Genomic DNA, 22,004 nt, shown 5'->3' on the forward strand with positions numbered 1-22,004 from the left:
AATTCTGCCAGACATCGGAGCCCGAAGACGCATGCCGAACACTAAAGATCAATTACCCGACGCGCTGTACCGTGCCGCGCAGGTGCGTGAACTCGATGCACGACTGATCGCCGCCGGCACGCCTGGCTTCGAATTGATGCAGCGTGCCGCCCATGCCACGTGGCGCGCGCTGGTACGCCAATGGCCGGCCGCGAATCAAATGACGGTGCTGGCCGGGCACGGCAACAACGCCGGCGATGGTTATCTGGTGGCAGCGCTGGCCCATCGGGCGGGTTGGCAGGTTCAGGTGCTGGCTGTCGGCGAGCCGCAACGCTTGAAGGGCGATGCCGCCGTGGCGCACGCCGAAGCCGTGGCCGATGGTGTCTCGATTGCCCCATGGGATCTATCCTGCGAGTTGCGCGGTATCGTCGTTGACGCGTTGCTCGGCACCGGCCTGAGCGGCGATGTGCGTGAGCCCTACGCCGCTGCGATTGCGGCGATCAATGCCAGTGGACTGCCTGTGGTGGCGGTCGATATCCCTTCCGGGTTGTGCGCCGACACCGGTCATGCGCTGGGTGATGCGGTACACGCTGACCTCACCGTGACGTTCATCGGCCTGAAGCTCGGGCTGTTCACGGGTGCGGCGGCGGATCATGTCGGCGAACTGCTGTTTAACGACCTGCAGGCGCCTGCCGAGCACTTCAGTGACTTGCCTGTCGCCGCTCGCCGGCTCAACGTGGCGAACCTTCCGCGTCTGGCTGCCCGCTCGCCGGCCGCGCACAAGGGACGATTTGGTCATGTGCTGCTGATCGGCGGTGATCACGGGTTTGGCGGGGCAATCCTGCTGAGTACCGAAAGTGCGTTGCGCAGTGGTGCCGGGATGGTCTCGGTCGCGACGCGCCCGGAACATGTCCCGGCGGCGCTGAGCCGGATACCGGAAGCCATGGCACTGGGCGCTTCTTCGGCCAATCAATTGATGGGGCTGCTGGAAAAAGTGTCCGTGCTGGTGGTCGGGCCGGGGCTGGGTCAGGCCGGTTGGGGCAGGGCGCTGTTGTCAGCTGCCGCCAATGCGCCGTTGCCGCAGGTGTGGGATGCCGATGCGTTGAACCTGCTGGCTTCCGGTTTTGTCAGTCTGCCCAGGGATTGCGTGATCACGCCGCATCCGGGGGAGGCCGCGCGGCTGCTGGGGATCAGCACCGCCGAGGTGCAGGCCGATCGTCCGGCGGCGGCGCTGGCGTTGAGCAAAAAATATACAGCGGTGGTGGTGCTCAAGGGCGCGGGCAGTCTGATTGCTCATCCCGATGGTCGTCTGGCGCTGTGTCATCAAGGCCATCCGGCCATGGCCTCCGCGGGACTCGGCGATGTGCTGGCCGGTCTGACCGGCGCGCTGCTGGCTCAGGGCATGGACGGTTTCGATGCCGCGTGCCTGGCGGTCTGGCTGCACGCCAACGCCGGTCTGCAACAAGGTAAATTCGGCCGTGGGCTGGCGGCCAGTGATCTGATTCCAGTCATTCGTCAGTTGTTGGAGGAGCATGCACCGTGTCTGAAGTAACCCTGTACCTGGCCGATGAACAGGCCATGAGCGACTTTGGCGCACGCATCGCCCGTATCACCCAGGGCCATGGCCTGATCTTTCTCGAAGGCAACCTCGGGATGGGCAAAACCACGTTGTCGCGGGGCATCATTCGCGGTCTGGGGCACATCGGGGCGGTGAAAAGTCCGACCTTCACCTTGGTCGAGCCCTACGAGATCGGTGACATCCGGGCCTTCCACTTTGATCTGTATCGCCTGGTCGATCCGGAAGAGCTGGAGTTTCTCGGGATCCGCGACTATTTCGAAGACGATGCCCTGTGCCTGATCGAATGGCCCGATAAAGGTGCAGGCTTTTTGCCAAAGCCTGACCTGACCATTACCATTAGCCCGCAAGACAGCGGACGTTCGCTGACCATTTTGTCCCAGGGCTCGCGCGGCGAGGCCTGGTGTGCCGCTTTGGCATTGGAAACCAATTGAATGATGGGGTTAGGTATGCGCTTTCGCGCGTTGGTGGCTGCCGCTGGACTGATGTTGATGGCAGTAACCGTCAACGCTGTGGCCGACACGAAGGTCAACAGCGTGCGCCTGTGGCGGGCGCCGGACAACACGCGACTGGTCTTCGACCTGACAGGCCCGGTGCAGCACGGCGTCTTCACGCTGACCGCGCCGGATCGCCTGGTGATCGACATCAACGGCGCCACCCTCGGCGCGCCGTTGAATGTGCAGACCGCCAATACACCGATCACCGCCATACGTTCGGCCCAGCGCACGCCGACCGACCTGCGGGTGGTCATCGACCTGAAGAAGGCCGTCACCCCGAAAAGCTTCTCGCTGGCGCCGAATGCGCAGTACGGCAACCGTCTGGTGGTCGACCTGTTCGACAATCCGGCTGACGCCGCCCCGCCGCCTGCGCCTTCGTCTACTCCAACGGTTGCGACCGTTCCGGCGGTGCCCGTCACCCCGGCTGAGCCGGCGATCAAACTGCCACCCGCCCCGGCCGGCAAGCGCGACATCATCGTGGTCATCGATGCCGGACACGGTGGTGAAGACCCGGGTGCATCGGGTTCTCGCGGTCAGCGCGAAAAGGATGTGGTACTGCAGATCGCCCGCGAGCTGCAGCGTCAGGTCAACGGCATGAAAGGCTTCCGTGCCGAACTGACCCGTACCGGCGACTATTTCATCCCGCTGCGCGGCCGTACTGAAATCGCCCGCAAGAAAGGCGCCGACCTGTTCGTCTCGATCCACGCCGACGCTGCGCCGTCTGCGGCCGCGTTCGGGGCGTCGGTGTTCGCCCTGTCCGACCGCGGTGCCACCTCGGAAACCGCCCGTTGGCTGGCCGACAGTGAAAACCGTTCCGACCTGATCGGCGGTGCCGGCAACGTCAGCCTTGATGACAAGGACCGGATGCTGGCCGGCGTTCTGCTCGACCTGTCGATGACCGCCTCGCTGACCTCCAGCCTCAATGTCGGCCAGAAAGTCCTGACCAACATTGGTCGGGTCACCCCGCTGCACAAACAGCGTGTGGAGCAGGCCGGGTTCATGGTGCTGAAATCTCCGGACATCCCGTCGATCCTGGTGGAAACCGGCTTCATCTCCAACGCCAACGAAGCGAACAAGCTCTCGGCAGCGAGCCACCAGCAGGCGCTGGCGCGCTCGATCAGCAGTGGCGTACGCCAGTTCTTCCAGCAGAATCCGCCACCGGGCAGTTACATCGCCTGGCTGCGTGATTCGGGCAAGATCGCTCAGGGACCGCGTGATCACCGGGTAGGCCCGGGTGAAACCGTGGCGATGATTGCCGTGCGTTACCAGATTTCGCCGGCCACGCTGCGCAGTGCCAACAATCTGAAAAGCGATGATCTGAAAGTCGGTCAGCACCTGACCATTCCCGGCACCGAACTGGCGTCCAAAGAATGAATCAGGTCCTGAATGCTGCCCGCATCGAACTGCTCAGCCCGCGGCTGGCGAACCAGATCGCCGCCGGTGAAGTGGTCGAGCGTCCGGCCTCGGTGATCAAGGAGTTGCTGGAAAACAGCCTCGATTCCGGTGCCAGGCGCATCGACGTCGATGTCGAACAGGGTGGTGTCAAACTGCTGCGAGTGCGCGACGACGGCAGCGGCATTTCTGCCGATGACCTGCCGCTGGCTCTGGCCCGTCACGCCACCAGCAAGATCCGCAATCTGGAAGACCTTGAACAGGTGATGAGCCTGGGCTTCCGGGGCGAGGCGCTGGCGTCGATCAGTTCCGTGGCGCGTCTGACGCTGACCTCGCGCACCCGTGATGCCGATCAGGCCTGGCAGGTCGAGACCGAAGGCCGTGACATGGCGCCTCGCGTGCAGCCTGCGGCCCACCCGGTCGGCACCTCGGTGGAAGTCCGTGACCTGTTCTTCAACACCCCGGCGCGGCGCAAATTCCTCAAAACCGAAAAAACCGAATTCGATCACCTGCAGGAAGTGATCAAGCGTCTGGCGCTGGCGCGTTTCGACGTGGCGTTCCATTTGCGTCACAACGGCAAGACGATCCTCAGCCTGCACGAAGCCCACGATGATGCGGCCCGCGCCCGGCGTGTGGCGGCGATCTGCGGTTCGGGCTTCCTGGAGCAGGCGTTGCCGATCGAGATCGAGCGCAATGGTCTGCATTTGTGGGGTTGGGTCGGTCTGCCAACCTTCAACCGCAGCCAGGCGGACTTGCAGTATTTCTTCGTCAACGGCCGTGCGGTGCGCGACAAACTGGTGGCACACGCGGTGCGTCAGGCTTATCGCGATGTGCTCTTCAACGGCCGGCATCCGACGTTCGCGCTGTTTTTCGAGGTCGATCCGGCAGCGGTCGACGTCAACGTGCACCCGACCAAACACGAAGTGCGCTTCCGCGACGGGCGCATGGTGCATGACTTCCTGTATGGCACCTTGCACCGTGCTCTCGGCGATGTGCGACCGGAAGATCAGTTGGCCGGGTCGGTCACGACTGCGATCGTCCGGCCAACCGGCCTTGAAGCCGGGGAATTCGGGCCGCAGGGCGAAATGCGTCTGGCAGCCAACGCGTTGCTGGAGCAGCCGCAGGCGCAACCAGCGTTCAACACCGCTTCGGGTGCCAGCGCGGGCGGCGGTTATCAGTATCAATACACGCCGCGCCCGCAATCGACCGTGCCGGTAGCTGAGGCCCAGGCTGCGTATCGCGAGTTTTTTGCGCCGCTGCCCGAGGCGAATGCCAACGCGCTGCCGGCCGGTCAGGAAGACATTCCGCCGCTGGGCTACGCGCTGGCCCAGCTCAAGGGCATCTACATTCTGTCCGAGAACGCTCAGGGCCTGGTTTTGGTGGACATGCACGCTGCTCACGAGCGGATCATGTATGAGCGCCTGAAGATTGCCATGGCCAGCGAAGGCCTGAGCGGTCAGCCGCTGCTGGTGCCGGAATCGCTGGCGGTCAGTCAGCGCGAGGCCGATTGCGCCGAAGAGCATGCGGCATGGTTCCAGCGCCTCGGTTTTGAATTGCAGCGCCTTGGCCCGGAAACCCTGGCCATCCGGCAGATCCCGGCCCTGCTCAAGCAGGCCGAAGCCAACCGACTGGTGGGCGATGTGCTGTCGGACTTGATGGAATACGGCACCAGCGACCGGATCCAGGCGCATCTGAATGAACTGCTCGGCACCATGGCCTGCCACGGCGCGATTCGCGCCAACCGGCGCCTGGCCCTGCCGGAAATGAACGGCCTGCTGCGTGACATGGAAAACACCGAGCGCAGCGGTCAATGCAACCATGGCCGACCGACCTGGACCCAACTGGGCCTGGACGATCTGGACAAACTGTTCCTGCGCGGTCGTTGATGAGCCAGCTTCCTCCAGCGATTTTCCTGATGGGCCCGACCGCTGCGGGCAAGACAGATCTGGCCATCGAGCTGACCAAGGTACTCCCGTGCGAGCTGATCAGTGTCGATTCGGCGCTGGTCTATCGCGGCATGGACATCGGCACCGCCAAGCCGTCCAAAGAATTGCTGGCCGAGTTTCCCCACCGGCTGATCGACATTCTCGACCCGGCCGAAGCCTATTCGGCCGCAGATTTCCGTCGCGATGCGCTGGAGGCCATGGCCGAGATCACCGCACGCGGAAAAATTCCGCTGCTGGTGGGCGGCACGATGCTCTATTACAAGGCTTTGATCGAAGGTCTGGCGGACATGCCGGCGGCCGATCCCGAAGTTCGCGCGCAGATCGAAGAAGAGGCTGCACGCCTTGGCTGGCAGGCCCTGCACGATCAGTTGGCGGTCATCGATCCAGAGTCTGCGGCACGTATCCATCCGAACGATCCACAACGACTGAGTCGTGCACTGGAAGTTTACCGGGTCAGTGGTCAGAGCATGACTGAACTGCGGCTGAAACAATCTGTACAAAGTACCGAAGCGGTCGCATCGGGATTGCAACAATTGCCCTATACTGTCGCGAATCTGGCGATTGCTCCAACTAATCGTCAGATACTGCACGAGCGCATTAAACAAAGATTCACAAATATGCTGGAACAGGGATTCATCGACGAGGTCGTAGCCCTGCGTAATAGAAGTGACCTGCATGCCGGGTTGCCGTCTATACGTGCGGTAGGCTACCGCCAGGTCTGGGACTACCTGGATGGCAAGCTGACGTCGGCCGAGATGCAGGAGCGGGGCATCATCGCCACGCGCCAATTGGCCAAACGCCAGTTCACCTGGCTGCGCAGCTGGAAGGATTTGCACTGGCTCGACAGTCTGGATTGCGACAATCTGCCACGCGCCTTGAAATACCTTGGGACGATCTCCATATTGAGCTGAGTCCTTGCAATTGCCGTCTATCCTTGGGGGTGTGGCGGCAAAAGCCATCTGTTTACCTATTTTTTATATTGAATCCTTAAAGGAGTGCGGCACATGTCAAAAGGGCATTCGCTACAAGACCCTTACTTGAATACTTTACGTAAAGAGAAAGTGGGGGTTTCCATCTACCTGGTAAACGGGATCAAACTGCAAGGCACGATCGAGTCGTTCGACCAGTTCGTTATCCTGCTGAAGAACACCGTCAGCCAGATGGTTTACAAACACGCTATCTCTACAGTCGTGCCGGTTCGTCCAATTCGTCTGCCAAGCGCAACCGAATCCGAAGCAGGTGACGCTGAGCCAGGTAACGCCTGATAGGAGTCTCCTTTGTTCTTTGAGCGCCACGGTGGTGGTGAACGAGTCATCCTCGTTCACTTGGATGGACAGGACCCTGAGGCGCGCGAAGATCCGCAGGAGTTTCAGGAACTGGCAAATTCGGCTGGCGCCGAGACCGTTGCGTTTTTTAACGTGCCGCGTCATCGGCCAACCGCCAAATACCTGATTGGCAGCGGCAAGGTCGAGGAACTGCGCGACCTGGTTCACGCCAAAGAAGCCGATCTGGTCATCTTCAATCACACCCTTACGCCCAGTCAGGAACGTAACCTCGAACGTGTCTTCGAGTGTCGCGTGATCGACCGTACCGGTCTGATTCTCGATATTTTCGCCCAACGCGCCCGTACCCATGAGGGCAAGCTCCAGGTAGAACTGGCCCAGCTTGACCACATGAGCACCCGGCTGGTTCGCGGCTGGACTCACCTTGAGCGTCAGGGTGGCGGTATCGGCCTGCGCGGTCCGGGTGAAACCCAGCTCGAAACCGACCGGCGACTGCTGCGGGTTCGCCTGCGCCAGATCAAGGGGCGGCTGGAAAAAGTGCGCAGCCAGCGCGAACAGTCGCGTCGCGGCCGCTCGCGTGCGGATATCCCAACCGTGTCTCTGGTGGGATACACCAACGCCGGTAAATCCACACTGTTCAATAACGTGACGAAGTCCGAGGTGTACGCGGCTGACCAGCTGTTCGCCACGCTCGACCCGACCCTGCGCCGTCTGGATCTGGATGACCTGGGGCCGATTGTTCTGGCCGACACCGTGGGTTTCATCCGCCACTTGCCGCACAAACTGGTCGAGGCATTTCGGTCTACGCTCGAAGAGTCGAGCAATTCCGACCTGCTGTTGCACGTGATCGATGCGGCCGAACCGGATCGCATGTTGCAGATCGAGCAGGTGATGGTGGTGCTGGGCGAGATCGGTGCCCAGGACTTGCCGATCCTCGAGGTCTATAACAAACTCGATTTGCTTGAAGGCGTTGAGCCACAAATCCAGCGCGATGAAAACGGCAAGCCTCAGCGGGTCTGGCTGTCGGCGCGTGATGGCACCGGTCTGGAATTGCTCGAGCAGGCGATTGCCGAGTTGTTGGGCAGTGACCTGTTCGTGGGAACCCTGCGCCTGCCTCAGCGGTTCGCGCGTCTGCGTGCCCAGTTCTTCGAACTGGGTGCGGTGCAGAAAGAAGAACACGACGAAGAAGGGGTCAGCTTGCTGGCCGTTCGATTGCCACGCTCGGAGCTCAATCGACTGGTCAGTCGTGAAGGCGTTGTGCCGACGGAGTTCATCGAGCAACACACTTTGCAATAAAAGCCTGGCAAAGCGGTTGTGCCGCAACGGCAGGCATTCTGTAGCATTGGTCGGCGCGCCGTGGGTGCGTCTTTGCTTTATCAGATGGAGAGCGCTATGGCTTGGAATGAGCCGGGTGGCAACTCGAACAATCAGGATCCTTGGGGTGGCAAGCGTCGCAACAACGGCGACCGCAAGGGGCCGCCGGATCTCGACGAGGCCTTCCGAAAGCTGCAGGAAAGCCTGAACGGGTTGTTCGGTGGTGGAAAAAAACGCGGTGATGACGGTGGCGGCTCGGGCAAGAGCGGCGGCTTCGGCGGCCTGCTCGGCATCGGCCTCGTCGTGCTGGCGGCGGTCTGGCTGTACAGCGCGGTGTACGTCGTGGACGAGCAGGAGCAAGCCGTGGTGCTGCGCTTCGGCAAGTACTACGAGACTGTCGGTCCCGGCCTGAACATCTATTTCCCGCCGATCGACAAGAAGTACATGGAGAACGTCACGCGTGAGCGTGCCTACACCAAGCAGGGCCAGATGCTGACCGAAGACGAGAACATCGTCGAAGTGCCGCTGACCGTGCAGTACAAGATCAGCAACCTGCAGGACTTCGTGCTGAACGTCGACCAGCCGGAAATCAGCCTGCAACATGCGACCGACAGTGCGCTGCGCCATGTGGTGGGTTCCACCGCGATGGATCAGGTGCTGACCGAAGGTCGTGAGTTGATGGCCAGCGAGATCAAGGAGCGTCTGCAACGTTTCCTCGATACCTATCGCACCGGTATCACGGTCACCCAGGTCAACGTACAGAGCGCAGCGGCACCGCGTGAAGTGCAGGAAGCCTTCGATGACGTGATCCGCGCCCGTGAAGACGAACAGCGTTCGCGCAACCAGGCTGAAACCTACGCCAACGGCGTGGTGCCGGAAGCTCGTGGTCAGGCCCAGCGCATCCTCGAAGATGCCAACGGTTACCGTGACGAAACGGTCTCGCGCGCCAAGGGTGAGGCGGATCGCTTCACCAAGCTGGTTGCCGAGTATCGCAAGGCGCCCGAGGTTACTCGCCAGCGTCTGTACCTGGACACCATGCAGGAAGTCTTCAGCAGCACCAGCAAGGTACTCGTGACCGGCAACAAGAATGGCCAGAGCAATCTGCTTTACCTGCCGCTGGACAAGATGATTCAGAACAGTTCGGGCAGCAATGCGCCGGTCACCGGTTCGGCTGCCGCCAGCAACAACACGGACGTCACGCCGCATGTCACTGACCTGCCGCAGTCGCGTACAAGGGAGACCCGCTGATGAGCAATAAATCGCTGATCGCCCTGATCGTTGGCGTTGTCGTGGTACTGATTGGCTGGAACTGCTTCTACATCGTCGCTCAGACCGAGCGCGCGGTGTTGCTGCAATTCGGTCGCGTGGTTCAGGCTGACGTCCAGCCGGGTCTGCATGTGAAGGTTCCATACGTTAACCAGGTGCGTAAATTCGACGCACGTCTGATGACGCTGGATGCGCCGACGCAGCGCTTCCTGACGCTGGAAAAGAAAGCCGTGATGGTCGATGCCTACGCCAAGTGGCGCGTGAAAGATGCCGAGCGCTTCTACACCGCAACGTCCGGCCTCAAGCAGATTGCCGACGAGCGTCTGTCCCGTCGTCTGGAATCGGGCCTGCGTGACCAGTTCGGTAAGCGCACCCTGCACGAAGTGGTGTCGGGTGAGCGCGATGCGCTGATGGCTGACATCACGGCGTCGCTGAACAAGATGGCGGAAAAAGAGCTGGGTATCGAAGTCGTCGATGTCCGGGTCAAGGCCATCGATCTGCCGAAAGAAGTGAACCGCAGCGTGTTCGAACGTATGAGCACCGAGCGTGAGCGTGAAGCTCGCGAGCACCGCGCCAAAGGTAACGAGCTGGCCGAGGGCATCCGTGCCGACGCCGATCGTCAACGCCGCGTGTTGCTGGCTGAAGCCTATCGTGAATCCGAAGAGATTCGCGGTGACGGCGACGCCCAGGCCGCTGCGATCTACTCCAAGGCCTACGGTCAGGATCAGGATTTCTACGCGTTCTACCGTAGCCTGCGTGCCTACCGTGAAAGCTTCGCGAACAAATCCGACGTCATGGTCCTCGACCCAAGCAGCGACTTCTTCAAGTATCTGGAGAAGGCCAAGCCTTGATACGACGTTGACCTGAATTACTCCGCCCGGCGGCTAAAACCTCGGGCGGGGTGATCCTTTGGGAAAACGTGTGTATGATGCGGCAGCCGGGAAATTCCCGGCTTTTTTGCGTCTGCACGTTTGATTGCTGTTTTTGTTGCAGAAGATCGGGTTGAATGGCCCGACAGTTTTTCGAGGAAAGTGATGGGCGAAGCCGGTAACAGGCCTTTCGCCGCGTCGTTCATGCGCGTGCGTTTTGAACGGGCCGGTCATTTTCTGCTTCACTCAAGGCTCGCCCTCGGGCTGGCCGCCCGGATCTAAGGGGAATGGCGTAATGGCAACGGTAGACCGCTGGCTGCTGCCAGATGGCATCGAAGAAGTACTGCCACCGGAAGCGGCGCGCATTGAAGTCGCGCGTCGTCAGGTGTTGGATCTGTTCCAGAGCTGGGGTTACGAGTTTGTCGTGACTCCCCATATCGAGTACCTGGAATCCCTGCTGACCGGCGCGGGCCAGGACCTGGATCTGCGTACCTTCAAGGTCATCGACCCGCAATCGGGCCGGCAGATGGGTTTCCGTGCCGACATCACGCCGCAAGTGGCGCGCATCGATGCGCACACCCTTCGTCGCGAAGGCCCGAGCCGTCTGTGCTACGCCGGCAGCGTGCTGCATGCCCAGCCGCGTGCCTTGTCGTCTTCGCGCAGCCCGATCCAGCTGGGCGCCGAGTTGTACGGCGATGCCAGCCCGAGCAGCGATGTCGAAGTCATCAGCCTGATGCTGGCCATGCTGCAACTGGCCGACGTGCCGGACGTGCACATGGACCTCGGGCATGTCGGCATCTACCGCGGTCTGGCTCAGGCGGCCGGTCTGTCGGGTGAAGTCGAGCAGCAGTTGTTCGATGCGCTGCAACGCAAGGCCATCGACGAGGTCATTACCTTGACCGAAGGTCTGCCGGCCGATCTGTCCGGCATGTTGCGTGCGCTGGTCGATCTGTGCGGCGGCCGTGAAGTACTGACCGCTGCCCGCGAGCGTCTGGCCAATGCGCCGGCGCCAGTACTGGCGGCGCTGGAAGATTTGCTGGCGATCGCCGAGCGCCTGTCAGTGCGCTTCCCGGAATTGCCGCTGTACTTCGACCTGGGCGAGCTGCGCGGTTATCACTACCACACCGGTGTGGTGTTCGCGGTGTTCGTGCCGGGTGTTGGCCAGTCCATCGCTCAGGGCGGTCGCTACGACGACATCGGCGCCGACTTCGGTCGCGCCCGTCCGGCCACCGGCTTCTCCACCGATTTGAAAACCCTGGTGACCCTGGGGCGTGCTGAGATCGAGCTACCGTCTGGCGGTATCTGGATGCCTGACAGTACGGATGCGGCACTCTGGCAGCAGGTTTGCCAGTTGCGCAGTGAGGGTCAGCGTGTCGTTCAGGCATTGCCTGGACAACCTTTGGCCGCCGCCCGTGATGCGGACTGCGACCGGCAATTGATCCAGCAGAACGGGCTTTGGCAAGTATCGCCACTGGCTTCCTGAGTTTTCCTGCCGGCCACCGCCGGCACCAAGTTTGCGCGAATGAGGACAAGTGTTATGGGTAAGAATGTCGTAGTCCTGGGCACCCAATGGGGTGATGAGGGCAAAGGCAAGATCGTTGATCTGCTGACCGAACATGCTGCCGCCGTAGTGCGCTACCAGGGTGGCCACAACGCTGGCCACACCCTGGTGATCGACGGTGAGAAAACCGTCCTGCACCTGATCCCGTCGGGCGTGCTGCGCGAAGGCGTGCAGTGCCTGATCGGCAACGGCGTGGTGGTTGCACCTGACGCCCTGCTGCGGGAAATCACCAAGCTGGAAGAGAAGGGCGTACCGGTTCGCGAGCGCCTGCGCATCAGCCCATCCTGCCCGCTGATCCTGTCCTACCACGTGGCACTGGACCAGGCTCGTGAAAAGGCCCGTGGCGAGATGAAGATCGGCACCACCGGTCGCGGCATCGGCCCGGCGTACGAAGACAAGGTTGCACGTCGCGGCCTGCGCATCGGTGACCTGTTCCACCGTGAGCGTTTCGCCGCCAAGCTGGGCGAGTTGCTGGATTACCACAACTTCGTACTGGTCAATTACTACAAAGAGCCGGCCATCGACTTCCAGAAGACACTGGACGAGTGCATGGAATACGCCGAACTGCTCAAGCCGATGATGCTCGACGTCACCGCCGAGCTGCACGACCTGCGTCGCGCCGGCAAGGACATCATGTTCGAAGGCGCTCAGGGTTCGCTGCTGGACATCGACCACGGTACTTACCCGTACGTGACCAGCTCCAACACCACTGCCGGCGGCATCGCGACCGGTTCGGGTGTCGGCCCGATGTTCATCGACTACATCCTCGGTATTACCAAGGCCTATACCACGCGCGTCGGTTCGGGTCCGTTCCCGACCGAACTGTTCGACGATGTTGGTGCGTTCCTCGCCAAGCGTGGTCATGAGTTCGGCGCCACTACCGGTCGCGCCCGTCGTTGCGGCTGGTTCGATGCCAACATTCTGCGTCGCGCCATCGACGTCAACAGCATCTCGGGCCTGTGCCTGACCAAGCTGGACGTGCTGGACGGTCTGGAAACCATCAACATCTGCGTGGGTTACAAGAACGCTGATGGCGCCATGATCGATGCACCGACTGATGCTGACAGCTACATTGGCCTGGAGCCGGTGTACGAGCAGATGCCGGGCTGGAGCGAATCGACCCTGGGTGCCAAGACCCTGGAAGAGCTGCCACAGGCTGCACGCAACTACATCAAGCGCATCGAAGAGCTGGTCGGCGCGCCGATCGACATTATTTCGACGGGCCCGGACCGCAACGAAACCATCGTTCTGCGTCATCCGTTCGCTTGATAAGTCGTTGATGTAAAAACACAAAGGCCCCTTCATCGGGGCCTTTGTCGTTTATGCCTGTTGGACGGCATGACCTTTGCTGTGATTCTGTCTACAAGAGTGCCATCAAATTAATGGCGTCAGAAGTAGAGGGATTCAAAGTGTCAGCCGTTCTCTCACTGTTACAAAGCCGTCTGTTGCGGCCCGTGTTCGTTACCCTTGGTATCGCCCTTTTGGTGCAAGTGCTGGTGGCCGTTGCCCTGACGCGGAGCACCGTGACTGCGCTGGAAGCCGATCTCGGCACCCGCCTGGGCGCCGACAGCCAGAAATTGTCCGGTGAGCTGGAGCAGGCCGGGCGCGAAGTCACATCGAGCCTGGACAACCTGTCCTCAAATACCCGTCAGCGCCTGACCGCCGGTCTTTCCTCGCGTCTGAAGGACGAGCAGGCGCAGTTGCGTGCGACGCTGGAAAAAGACCTGAAGGATTCGGCCAATGACATGGCTCAGTTGCTGGCCTCGGTGGCGCCTCGCGCCATGTGGGACAGCGACGTGCCGACCCTGTCCGAATTCGCCCGCCGGGCCCAGCGCAACCCCAACGTGCTGTTCGTGGTGTATGACGACGCCACCGGCCAGCATCTGACCCGCTACCTCAACCGTGAAAACCCGATCAACAAGGCCCTTTTGGAAAAGGGCCAGGGTGAGCGGGCACTGGATAAAGTGCTGGATGCGGCGAAGAACGATCCGTCGGTCTACTACTTGGAAGCCTCGATCAACCCCAATGGCGTGGAGATCGGCAAGGTATTGATGGGCGTCTCGACTGCTTCGGTGGAAGCCGATCTGGCGGCACTCGATCAGCGCTTCGCGGCGTTGATTGCCAGCAGCGATCAACTGGTCGGCGACAGCCTCAAGGGCGCTGCGGCCGACAGTGCCACCGCCATGCGTGCGCGCTTGCAATCGGCGCAGTCCACGGCTGCCGAAATGAAGGCCAACACCACCAGTACCGTGCAGGATGCTGCAGCCACCCTGCGCTGGCGCATCGGCATGGGCCTGGCGCTGGTCGGTGCCGGCGTGTTGTTGCTGCTGGCGGTCGTGCTTGGTCATCGAGTGGTCAAACGCCTGAAAATGCTCAATGCGGCGATGGATGATCTGGCAGCAGGCGAGGGCGATCTGACCAAGCGTGTGCAGATCAATAGCAAGGACGAAATCGGCGACATGGCTTCGGCGGTCAACCGCTTTGTGGATAAGTTGCAGCCAATCGTGCGTGAGGCCGGGGATGTGGCTCAGCGTACCGGTGTGGAAATCGGTGCCATGACTCTGCGCAACGCCGGTGCCGATGCGGCGGCCGGGATGCAGCGTGATGAAGTGGCTGAAAGTCTGCGGGCACTGTCGCAAATGGCCGACGAAGCACAGTCGGAAAGCCATGCGATGCAGGCCGCGTTGAAACAGGTGGTGGATATTCGGCAGGCCACCGACGAGAACACTCGCACTTCGGCGAAGGTCGGCAGCCTTATCGAGGCGTTGGCGGGACAGGTCGATACCGGGGCGAAAGTCATCGAACGGCTAGCGCAGCAGAGTGAACAGATCGAAGTGGTGCTGACCGTGATTCACGGTATCGCCGAGCAGACCAACCTGCTGGCGCTCAACGCGGCCATTGAGGCGGCCCGGGCGGGCGAGACCGGTCGCGGGTTTGCGGTGGTGGCGGATGAAGTCCGCGCGTTGGCGAGCAAGACCCAAAGTTCCACCGGCGACATTCAGGCGCACATTGTGGCTTTGCAGCAGGGAGCCCGTGAAGCGGTGGAAGCGATCGGCCAGGCCGGGCGTCAGGCCAGCGAAGGCTTGCTGGTGCTGCGAGACAGCGCGCGGTTGCAGCAGTCGGTTCAGGCGTCGGTCGAGCAGGTGCATGCGGCGATCGGGCTGGCGACTCAGGCTGCGGCGCATCAGGCGCAGGGCGCGCAGGCAGTGCGTGGGCGGGTCGAGACGATTCATGCCCAGGCCGAGAAAGCCGCTCAGGCGGTGGTCGAGACCACGGCCAGCGGCAAGGTGCTGGATGGTCTGGCGGCGCAGCTCAAGGCCAGTCTGGGGCAGTTTCGGGCTTGATGTGACAGGCAAAAAAAATCGCAGCCTCGGCTGCGATTTTTTTATCGGCTCAAATACATCCGGGTTGTCAGCAGGTAAACGGGCAATCCCGATACCACAATTAACAACGCCGCATAAGGCGCTGCCGCTGCAAACTCGACATTAGCGGTGTGCGCCCAGACTTCCGTCGCCAAGGTGTTGAGCCCCGTCGGACTCAGCAGTAACGTCGCCGTCAGCTCCTTCATGGCATCCAGAAACACCAGCGCAAAGGCGGCGCCCAGTGCCGGGAAGATGATCGGCAGGGTCACTCGGCAGAACGCCGTGAACGACGATGCGCCCAGCGTACGGGCGGCTTCTTCGAGTTGCGGTGCGGCCTTGTTCAGCGCCGTGCGGATCGGTGCCTGAGCCAGCGGCAGAAACAGCAGCGCATAGGCGATCAGCAGTAGCGCGGAGGTCTGGTACAGCACCGGCACGTAATGCAGGGCGAAATACACCAGCGTCAGGGCAATCACCAGTCCCGGCAGGGCGTGCAGCAGATAGGGCAGGCGTTCGGCCCAGATCGCCAGTTGGCCTTTGTAGCGCACTACCAGCAATCCGACCGGTACCGCCAGCACCAGACACAATCCCGCGCCACCCAGCGATAGCGCCAGTGAAGACAGCAAGGCTTCAGTGATTGCGGCCACCGGAAAGGCCGCTGACGATCCCACGGCGAGCCAGTAAGCCAGCATGCCCAGCGGAATCCCGCTGCCGACAACCGCCAGCATCAGGCAATACAACTGGCCTGCGATCGCCCACGGCCCAAGTCGCACTTGTTCAGCCCGACGCGCCGCGCCCTGGCCGGTACGCACATGGCGGCCCTTGCCACGCACGCGCAGCTCCAGCCACAACAGCATCAGGCACAGCACCAGCAAAACCGCCGACAGCATCGCTGCGTTGGCATTGCTGAATTCCAGTTCGAATTGCTGATAGATCGCGGTGGTGAAGGTTTGCAGGCCAATGATCGACAGTGCGCCGAACTCCACCAGCATGTGCAATGCAATGAGTAGCGAACCAGCCAGCAGTGAAGGCCAGAGCAGGGGCAGGGTGACACGGAAAAAAACGCCCAAGCGATTCTGGCCCAGCGTCCGTGCCGATTCCTCAAGGGAGGGATCAAGATTACGCAGCGTGGCGGCTACCGGCAGAAAGATCAGCGGGTACTTCGACAGGCTCATCACCAGGATCGCCCCGCCGAGTCCTTCGAACTGCGCGCTGAGCGAAACCCAGGTAAAGCTGCTGACAAACGCCGGCACCGCGAACGGCAGGCAAAGAATCACGCCCCACAGCCGCCGGCCCGGCAGGTTGCTGCGCTCCAGTAACCAGGCCAGCGACAGGCCGATCACGCCACAAGTCACCGTCACGCCAACCATCAGCGCCAGTGTATTGCGCAGCAGGCCGAATACGTACGGGCGCCACAGCAAGTGCAGCGCTTCGGTCCAGCCCGCTTGCCAGGCTTTGAGGCCGACGTAGGCCAGCGGCAGCAGGCTCATGACCACCAGCAGCAACACCGGCAGCACCAGCCAGATCGACGGCCGCTTGCGCCGTGGCACGTAACCCCCGCGCGTGGCGGGGGCGGATAACGATGTGGTCATCAGTTCAGGCCAACTTCGCGTTCCAGCTCCAGCGCTTCTTCGGCATTGCCGAGATCGGCGGGCGTGACATCCGGTGCTTCCAGTTCGTTGAACGGCTTGAGACCGCGATCCGATTCCATGCCTTTATGCAGCGGGTATTCGGCAGTGGTCTGGGTGATGACGCGCTGGCCTTCTTCGCTGGCCATGTAGGCGAGGAACTGCTGGGCTTCTTTTGGATGTTTGCTGGATTTCAGCACGGCTGCACTGGACACGGTGATCAGGCCGCCAACGTCGCCGCCGGTGAAGTAATGCAGTTTCGAATCAAGCTGACCTTTTTCCCGCTGCAGGGCGAACCAGTAATAGTTGTTCACCAGTACGGTGGCGACTTCGCCGTTTTCCACAGCCTTGAGGGCGACCATGTTGTTGCTGTAGGTCTTGCCGAAGGCGCGCAGGCCGGTCAGCCATTCTTCGGCGGCGTCGCGACCGTGCTTCTTGATGATGGCGACTGCCTGTTCCTGGAACGCGCCGCTGGTCGGTACGAAACCGACCTTGCCTTGCCACTGCGGGTCGGCGAAATCCAGCACCGATTTTGGCAGGTCTTTTTCATCGACCAGTTTCGGGTTGAAGGCCACTACGCGAACCCGGGCGGTGACGCCGATCCAGGTGCCGTTGCCGGCGACGTATTCTTTCGGCAGAACGGCCAGGGTCGCGTCGTCGGTCTTGGCCAGCAGGCCGAGTTCGCCGAGGTTGTTCAGCGGTGGGGATTCTTCGGTGTAGATGACGTCGGCGGGAGAGCGGTCGCCTTCTTCGATAATCTGGCTGGCCAGCTGATTGCTGCTGCCCTTGCGTACATTGACGTGAATGCCGGTCTTGGCTTCGAAGGCTTTGGCGATGGCGTCGCCGACCTCCTTGTGCTGACCGTTATAGAGAGTCAGGGAAACCGCGTCGGCAGCCTGGGTGAGGGGAGTGGCGAGTGCCAGGCTGAGCAGGGTGAAGGTCAAGCCGCGGCGCAGGGTATTTCGAAACATCATTCGCAGGGTTCCTCACTGTCGCATTGCAAAAACTTGCAACAATGATAAACGATATTGTTTCTCAAGTGCGCCTTGTGGGCAAAGGGTAGGTTTGGTAGACGTTTGGATTCATCTTTTCCAGACCCCGGAAACGCAAAAACCCGCTTTCGCGGGTTTTTGTGAAATTCAAGATCGTGACCTTGAATTTGAATTGGTGCCCAGAAGAAGACTCGAACTTCCACGACCGTAAGGTCACCAGCACCTGAAGCTGGCGTGTCTACCAATTTCACCATCTGGGCTTCATCTTCAGCGTTGCCGCCGTTGATGTGGCGCACTATACGGAGCGCCTTTTGATCTGTAAACCCCTGATTTGATTTTAATAAATCATTTTCAGAAAAATCCCGGGCGCAGAATGCAAAAAACCCGCTTTCGCGGGTTTTGTGTGAGTCTTGAAACTGATCTAGTCTCAAACTCGAAATTGGTGCCCAGGAGAAGACTCGAACTTCCACGACCGTAAGGTCACCAGCACCTGAAGCTGGCGTGTCTACCAATTTCACCACCTGGGCATCTCGCCAACGTGTGTACGTCGTCGATGGCGCGCACTATACGGAGCGTGTTTTTAACTGTAAACCCCTGCCAGCAAAAAAAATGGTTTTTTTTACCAGCGGTGTTCAAAACGCCCCTCAGGCGTCGATACAAGGCTCCAGACGCGCCTTATATAGTCGGAAATTTCCCGTTTGATGGCGCCTATGCCAAACTAACCCGCATATAGACAAGGTGAAAACTCTCTAATGGCCGATTGGCAGTCCCTCGATCCCGAGGCCGCTCGTGAAGCGGAAAAATATGAAAACCCTATTCCCAGCCGCGAACTGATCCTTCAGCACCTTGCTGATCGGGGTTCGCCTGCTGCCCGCGAGCAACTGGTCGAAGAGTTTGGTCTGACTACGGAAGACCAGATTGAAGCCCTGCGCCGCCGCCTGCGCGCCATGGAGCGCGACGCTCAACTGATCTACACCCGCCGTGGCACGTATGCGCCGGTGGACAAGCTCGACCTGATCCTCGGCCGCATCAGCGGTCACCGCGACGGCTTCGGCTTCCTGGTGCCGGATGACGGCTCCGACGACCTGTTCATGAGCCCGGCGCAAATGCGTCTGGTGTTCGACGGCGACCGTGCCCTGGCCCGTGTTTCCGGGCTGGACCGTCGTGGTCGTCGCGAAGGTGTGATCGTCGAAGTGGTGTCCCGTGCCCACGAAAGCATCGTCGGCCGTTACTTCGAAGAGGGCGGTATCGGTTTCGTCGTCGCGGACAACCCGAAGATCCAGCAGGAAGTGCTGGTGACGCCGGGCCGCAACGCCAACGCCCAGATCGGTCAGTTCGTCGAGGTGAAAATCACCCACTGGCCGACTCCGCGCTTCCAGCCGCAAGGCGATGTGATCGAAGTCGTCGGCAACTACATGGCGCCGGGCATGGAAATCGATGTCGCCCTGCGCACCTACGACATTCCGCACGTCTGGCCTGAAGCCGTTCTGAAGGAAGCCGGCAAGCTCAAGCCGGAAGTCGAAGAGAAAGACAAAGAGAAGCGCGTCGACCTGCGCCATCTGCCGTTTGTCACCATCGACGGCGAAGATGCCCGCGACTTCGACGATGCGGTCTATTGCGAAGCCAAGCCCGGCAAACTGCGCCTGTTCTCCGGCGGCTGGAAGTTGTACGTGGCGATTGCCGACGTTTCCAGCTACGTGAAGATCGGTTCGGCTCTGGACAACGAAGCCCAGGTCCGTGGCAACTCGGTGTACTTCCCCGAGCGCGTGGTGCCGATGCTGCCGGAGCAGCTGTCCAATGGTCTGTGCTCGCTGAACCCCCACGTCGACCGTCTGGCCATGGTTTGCGAGATGACCATCTCCAAGTCCGGCGAAATGACCGACTATTGCTTCTATGAAGCGGTGATTCACTCTCACGCCCGTCTGACCTACAACAAGGTCAGTGCCATGCTGGAAACGCCGAAGGCCGCCGAAGGTCGCAAACTTCGTGGTGAATACACCGACGTCTTGCCGCATCTGAAGCAGCTCTACGCGCTGTACAAGGTATTGCTGGCTGCCCGTCACGTGCGTGGCGCGATCGATTTCGAAACGCAGGAAACCCGGATCATCTTCGGTTCCGAGCGCAAAATTGCCGAAATCCGTCCGACCACCCGCAACGACGCGCACAAGCTGATCGAGGAATGCATGCTGGCGGCCAACGTGGCCACCGCCGAATTCCTGAAGAAGCACGAGATCCCTGCGCTGTACCGCGTCCACGACGGCCCGCCACCGGAGCGTCTGGAAAAACTGCGTGCGTTCCTGGGTGAGCTCGGTCTGTCCTTGCACAAAGGCAAGGATGGCCCGTCGCCGAAGGATTATCAGGCCCTGTTGGCCAGCATCAAGGACCGTCCGGATTTCCACCTGATCCAGACCGTGATGCTGCGTTCCCTGAGTCAGGCGGTGTACAGCGCCCAGAATGAAGGCCACTTCGGCCTGAATTACGAAGCCTATACCCACTTCACCTCGCCGATCCGTCGTTACCCGGACCTGCTCACGCACCGGGCGATCCGCAGCGTGATCCATTCGAAACAGGACACCCCGCACGTTCGTCGTGCCGGCGCGATGACCATTCCGAAGGCGCGCATCTATCCGTACGACGAAGCAGCGCTGGAGCAGCTCGGCGAGCAGTGCTCGATGAGCGAGCGCCGTGCCGACGAAGCGACCCGCGATGTGGTGAACTGGCTCAAGTGCGAGTTCATGAAGGATCGCGTGGGCGAATCGTTCCCGGGCGTGATCACTGCCGTGACCGGTTTTGGTCTGTTCGTCGAACTGACCGATATCTACGTCGAAGGTCTGGTGCACGTCACCGCACTGCCGGGCGACTACTACCACTTCGACCCTGTGCACCACCGCTTGGCGGGCGAGCGCACCGGTCGCAGCTTCCGTCTTGGCGATACCGTTGAAGTGCGCGTCATGCGCGTCGATCTCGACGAGCGCAAGATCGACTTCGAGATGGCTGAAAAAACCATCAGCGCGCCGATCGGCCGCAAGAAGCGTGGCGCCGAGGCGACCGCTCCGGCGGCCAAGGCTGTGGAAGAAAAAGCTCCGGCAAAAACCGCCAGCCGTCGTCCGGCCAAGGAAAAAGCTGTCGAGGCCTATCGTCCGAGCGATGCCGTGGCGAAAAACGCCGAGCTGCGCAAAAGCCGTGAATTGAAAAAGGCCTTGCTGGCCGACGCCAAGAGCGGTGGTAAAGCGGCGTCCGGGGGAAAGACCGGACGGTCGGCGCCTGACAAGGCCTCCGGCGGCAAGCCAGCCAAGCCGAGCAAACACCGCAAGGGCCCGCCGAAAGCGGGTTCCGCTCCAGCCAAAAGCGGCGGGGCACGTAAACCGAAGGCGAAGTCATGAGTCAGTTGGAAAAAATCTACGGCGTTCACGCGGTAGAAGCGTTGCTGCGTCACCACCCTAAGCGCGTCAAGCAGATCTGGCTGGCCGAAAGCCGTAACGATCCGCGAGTGCAGACGCTCATTGAACTGGCCAACGAAAACCGGGTTCAGATCGGTCAGGCCGAGCGCCGCGAAATGGATGCCTGGGTCGAGGGCGTGCACCAGGGCGTGGTGGCGGACGTCAGTCCGAGCCAGGTCTGGGGCGAGGCGATGCTCGACGAACTGTTAGATCGCACCGAGGGCGCGCCGCTGTTGCTGGTGCTCGACGGCGTGACCGACCCGCACAACCTCGGCGCGTGCCTGCGTTCGGCGGACGCAGCCGGTGCTTTGGCGGTCATCGTGCCGAAGGACAAGTCGGCCACTCTGACGCCTGTCGTGCGTAAAGTGGCCTGCGGCGCGGCGGAAGTGATTCCGCTGGTGGCCGTCACCAACCTTGCGCGCACCCTGGAAAAACTCCAGCAACGCGGGTTGTGGATTGTCGGCACGGCGGGTGAGGCCGAGGTCAGCATCTATGACCAGGACCTGACCGGCCCGACCATCCTGATCATGGGGGCCGAAGGCAAAGGCATGCGTCGCCTGACCCGCGAGCATTGCGATTACCTGGTGCACCTGCCGATGGCCGGTAGCGTCAGCAGTCTCAACGTTTCCGTGGCGACAGGCGTGTGCCTGTTCGAGGCCCAGCGCCAGCGCGGTGCCAAGGCCAGGGCGGCTGCCAAAAAGCCTTGAGCCATGCGGCGATTCAAATGTGGGAGCGGGCGTGCTCGCGAAAGCGGAGTTACATTCAGCATCATTGTTGAGTGTTTCCCCCAATCGCGAGCAGGCTCGCTCCCGCAGTGCTTTGTGGTGTGACCCGCAATGGTGACTGTTCAAATAATCACCAATTGCCTTGCACCTCTTCAGTCCCTTCTCTACAATTGCGCC

16 protein-coding genes and 2 tRNA genes are annotated in these 22,004 nt (G+C 61.3%); 14 read left to right on the forward strand and 4 right to left on the reverse strand.

The genetic code is table 11. The features are described from left to right. Nucleotides 1–31 precede the first annotated feature (31 nt). From CAF73_RS18060 to CAF73_RS18115, 12 genes are all read left to right on the forward strand, one after another. Nucleotides 32–1,531 (forward strand): NAD(P)H-hydrate dehydratase, encoded by a 1,500-nt coding sequence (locus tag CAF73_RS18060; RefSeq protein WP_085703403.1) that lies wholly within the window; start codon nucleotides 32–34, stop codon nucleotides 1,529–1,531. Continuing rightward, a complete protein-coding gene (gene tsaE / locus CAF73_RS18065) occupies nucleotides 1,519–1,989 on the forward strand; it encodes a tRNA (adenosine(37)-N6)-threonylcarbamoyltransferase complex ATPase subunit type 1 TsaE (protein WP_085701315.1) in 471 nt (156 codons plus the stop codon). Before CAF73_RS18060 ends, tsaE begins: the two co-directional genes overlap by 13 nt. Nucleotides 1,990–2,040: 51 nt before the next feature. Next, nucleotides 2,041–3,426 (forward strand): N-acetylmuramoyl-L-alanine amidase, encoded by a 1,386-nt coding sequence (locus CAF73_RS18070; RefSeq protein WP_371917950.1) that lies wholly within the window; start codon nucleotides 2,041–2,043, stop codon nucleotides 3,424–3,426. Continuing rightward, nucleotides 3,423–5,330, forward strand: a complete 1,908-nt coding sequence (gene mutL / locus CAF73_RS18075) for a DNA mismatch repair endonuclease MutL (RefSeq protein WP_085703404.1) — start codon at nucleotides 3,423–3,425, stop codon at nucleotides 5,328–5,330. The genes CAF73_RS18070 and mutL overlap by 4 nt, the downstream gene beginning before the upstream one ends. Continuing rightward, nucleotides 5,330–6,301: a tRNA (adenosine(37)-N6)-dimethylallyltransferase MiaA gene (miaA, locus tag CAF73_RS18080; RefSeq protein ID WP_085701312.1), complete on the forward strand. Its 972-nt coding sequence runs from the start codon at nucleotides 5,330–5,332 to the stop codon at nucleotides 6,299–6,301. Before mutL ends, miaA begins: the two co-directional genes overlap by 1 nt. A gap of 93 nt (nucleotides 6,302–6,394) precedes the next feature. Beyond that, entirely contained in the window at nucleotides 6,395–6,655 is a 261-nt protein-coding gene (hfq, locus tag CAF73_RS18085) for an RNA chaperone Hfq (protein WP_007902656.1), read from the forward strand. Between the two features lie 12 nt (nucleotides 6,656–6,667). Continuing rightward, on the forward strand, nucleotides 6,668–7,969 hold the full coding sequence (hflX, locus tag CAF73_RS18090; RefSeq protein ID WP_085701311.1) for a ribosome rescue GTPase HflX: 1,302 nt from the start codon (nucleotides 6,668–6,670) through the stop codon (nucleotides 7,967–7,969). Nucleotides 7,970–8,065: 96 nt separating this feature from the next. Beyond that, nucleotides 8,066–9,235, forward strand: coding sequence for an FtsH protease activity modulator HflK (gene hflK / locus CAF73_RS18095; RefSeq protein WP_085685164.1), 1,170 nt, complete (start codon nucleotides 8,066–8,068; stop codon nucleotides 9,233–9,235). Next, a complete protein-coding gene (hflC, locus tag CAF73_RS18100) occupies nucleotides 9,235–10,104 on the forward strand; it encodes a protease modulator HflC (protein WP_085701310.1) in 870 nt (289 codons plus the stop codon). Before hflK ends, hflC begins: the two co-directional genes overlap by 1 nt. Nucleotides 10,105–10,417: 313 nt before the next feature. Beyond that, the gene (locus CAF73_RS18105) at nucleotides 10,418–11,605 is read left to right on the forward strand and encodes an ATP phosphoribosyltransferase regulatory subunit (RefSeq protein WP_007950716.1); all 1,188 of its coding nucleotides are present in this window, start codon (nucleotides 10,418–10,420) and stop codon (nucleotides 11,603–11,605) included. Between the two features lie 54 nt (nucleotides 11,606–11,659). Continuing rightward, on the forward strand, nucleotides 11,660–12,952 hold the full coding sequence (locus CAF73_RS18110; RefSeq protein WP_085701309.1) for an adenylosuccinate synthase: 1,293 nt from the start codon (nucleotides 11,660–11,662) through the stop codon (nucleotides 12,950–12,952). Nucleotides 12,953–13,092: 140 nt separating this feature from the next. Further along, nucleotides 13,093–15,027 carry a methyl-accepting chemotaxis protein gene (locus CAF73_RS18115; protein WP_085703496.1) on the forward strand — a complete coding sequence of 645 codons (1,935 nt, stop codon included), beginning with the start codon at nucleotides 13,093–13,095 and terminating at the stop codon, nucleotides 15,025–15,027. A gap of 41 nt (nucleotides 15,028–15,068) precedes the next feature. Here the strand turns inward: CAF73_RS18115 and CAF73_RS18120 are convergent, their stop codons facing one another. The 4 genes from CAF73_RS18120 to CAF73_RS18135 form a co-directional block, all read right to left on the reverse strand. After that, nucleotides 15,069–16,634: an iron ABC transporter permease gene (locus CAF73_RS18120; RefSeq protein WP_085701308.1), complete on the reverse strand. Its 1,566-nt coding sequence runs from the start codon at nucleotides 16,632–16,634 to the stop codon at nucleotides 15,069–15,071. After that, nucleotides 16,634–17,644, reverse strand: a complete 1,011-nt coding sequence (locus CAF73_RS18125; RefSeq protein ID WP_085703405.1) for an extracellular solute-binding protein — start codon at nucleotides 17,642–17,644, stop codon at nucleotides 16,634–16,636. Before CAF73_RS18125 ends, CAF73_RS18120 begins: the two co-directional genes overlap by 1 nt. A gap of 191 nt (nucleotides 17,645–17,835) precedes the next feature. Beyond that, a tRNA-Leu gene (locus CAF73_RS18130) sits at nucleotides 17,836–17,922 on the reverse strand. Nucleotides 17,923–18,102: 180 nt separating this feature from the next. Further along, a tRNA-Leu gene (locus tag CAF73_RS18135) sits at nucleotides 18,103–18,189 on the reverse strand. 225 nt (nucleotides 18,190–18,414) lie between these two features. Between CAF73_RS18135 and rnr the strand changes: the two genes are divergently transcribed. Together rnr and rlmB are read left to right on the forward strand one after the other, a co-directional pair. Further along, on the forward strand, nucleotides 18,415–21,045 hold the full coding sequence (gene rnr, locus CAF73_RS18140; RefSeq protein WP_085701306.1) for a ribonuclease R: 2,631 nt from the start codon (nucleotides 18,415–18,417) through the stop codon (nucleotides 21,043–21,045). Continuing rightward, the gene (rlmB, locus tag CAF73_RS18145) at nucleotides 21,042–21,809 is read left to right on the forward strand and encodes a 23S rRNA (guanosine(2251)-2'-O)-methyltransferase RlmB (protein WP_085701305.1); all 768 of its coding nucleotides are present in this window, start codon (nucleotides 21,042–21,044) and stop codon (nucleotides 21,807–21,809) included. The genes rnr and rlmB overlap by 4 nt, the downstream gene beginning before the upstream one ends. Nucleotides 21,810–22,004 lie beyond the last annotated feature (195 nt).

This window comes from Pseudomonas sp. B15(2017) (genome assembly GCF_002113215.1).
In the GTDB taxonomy this organism is placed as follows: domain Bacteria; phylum Pseudomonadota; class Gammaproteobacteria; order Pseudomonadales; family Pseudomonadaceae; genus Aquipseudomonas.

What these genes read in the sequence shown, in the direction of transcription:
- CAF73_RS18060 (WP_085703403.1), top strand. Translation starts at nt 32, where the DNA reads ATGCCGAACACTAAAGATCAATTACCCGACGCGCTGTACCGTGCCGCG.
- miaA (WP_085701312.1), top strand. Translation starts at nt 5,330, where the DNA reads ATGAGCCAGCTTCCTCCAGCGATTTTCCTGATGGGCCCGACCGCTGCG.
- CAF73_RS18070 (WP_371917950.1), top strand. Translation starts at nt 2,041, where the DNA reads ATGTTGATGGCAGTAACCGTCAACGCTGTGGCCGACACGAAGGTCAAC.
- CAF73_RS18110 (WP_085701309.1), top strand. Translation starts at nt 11,660, where the DNA reads ATGGGTAAGAATGTCGTAGTCCTGGGCACCCAATGGGGTGATGAGGGC.
- hflK (WP_085685164.1), top strand. Translation starts at nt 8,066, where the DNA reads ATGGCTTGGAATGAGCCGGGTGGCAACTCGAACAATCAGGATCCTTGG.
- hfq (WP_007902656.1), top strand. Translation starts at nt 6,395, where the DNA reads ATGTCAAAAGGGCATTCGCTACAAGACCCTTACTTGAATACTTTACGT.
- CAF73_RS18125 (WP_085703405.1), bottom strand. Translation starts at nt 17,644, where the DNA reads ATGATGTTTCGAAATACCCTGCGCCGCGGCTTGACCTTCACCCTGCTC.
- rlmB (WP_085701305.1), top strand. Translation starts at nt 21,042, where the DNA reads ATGAGTCAGTTGGAAAAAATCTACGGCGTTCACGCGGTAGAAGCGTTG.
- CAF73_RS18105 (WP_007950716.1), top strand. Translation starts at nt 10,418, where the DNA reads ATGGCAACGGTAGACCGCTGGCTGCTGCCAGATGGCATCGAAGAAGTA.
- CAF73_RS18120 (WP_085701308.1), bottom strand. Translation starts at nt 16,634, where the DNA reads ATGACCACATCGTTATCCGCCCCCGCCACGCGCGGGGGTTACGTGCCA.
- hflC (WP_085701310.1), top strand. Translation starts at nt 9,235, where the DNA reads ATGAGCAATAAATCGCTGATCGCCCTGATCGTTGGCGTTGTCGTGGTA.
- mutL (WP_085703404.1), top strand. Translation starts at nt 3,423, where the DNA reads ATGAATCAGGTCCTGAATGCTGCCCGCATCGAACTGCTCAGCCCGCGG.
- rnr (WP_085701306.1), top strand. Translation starts at nt 18,415, where the DNA reads ATGGCCGATTGGCAGTCCCTCGATCCCGAGGCCGCTCGTGAAGCGGAA.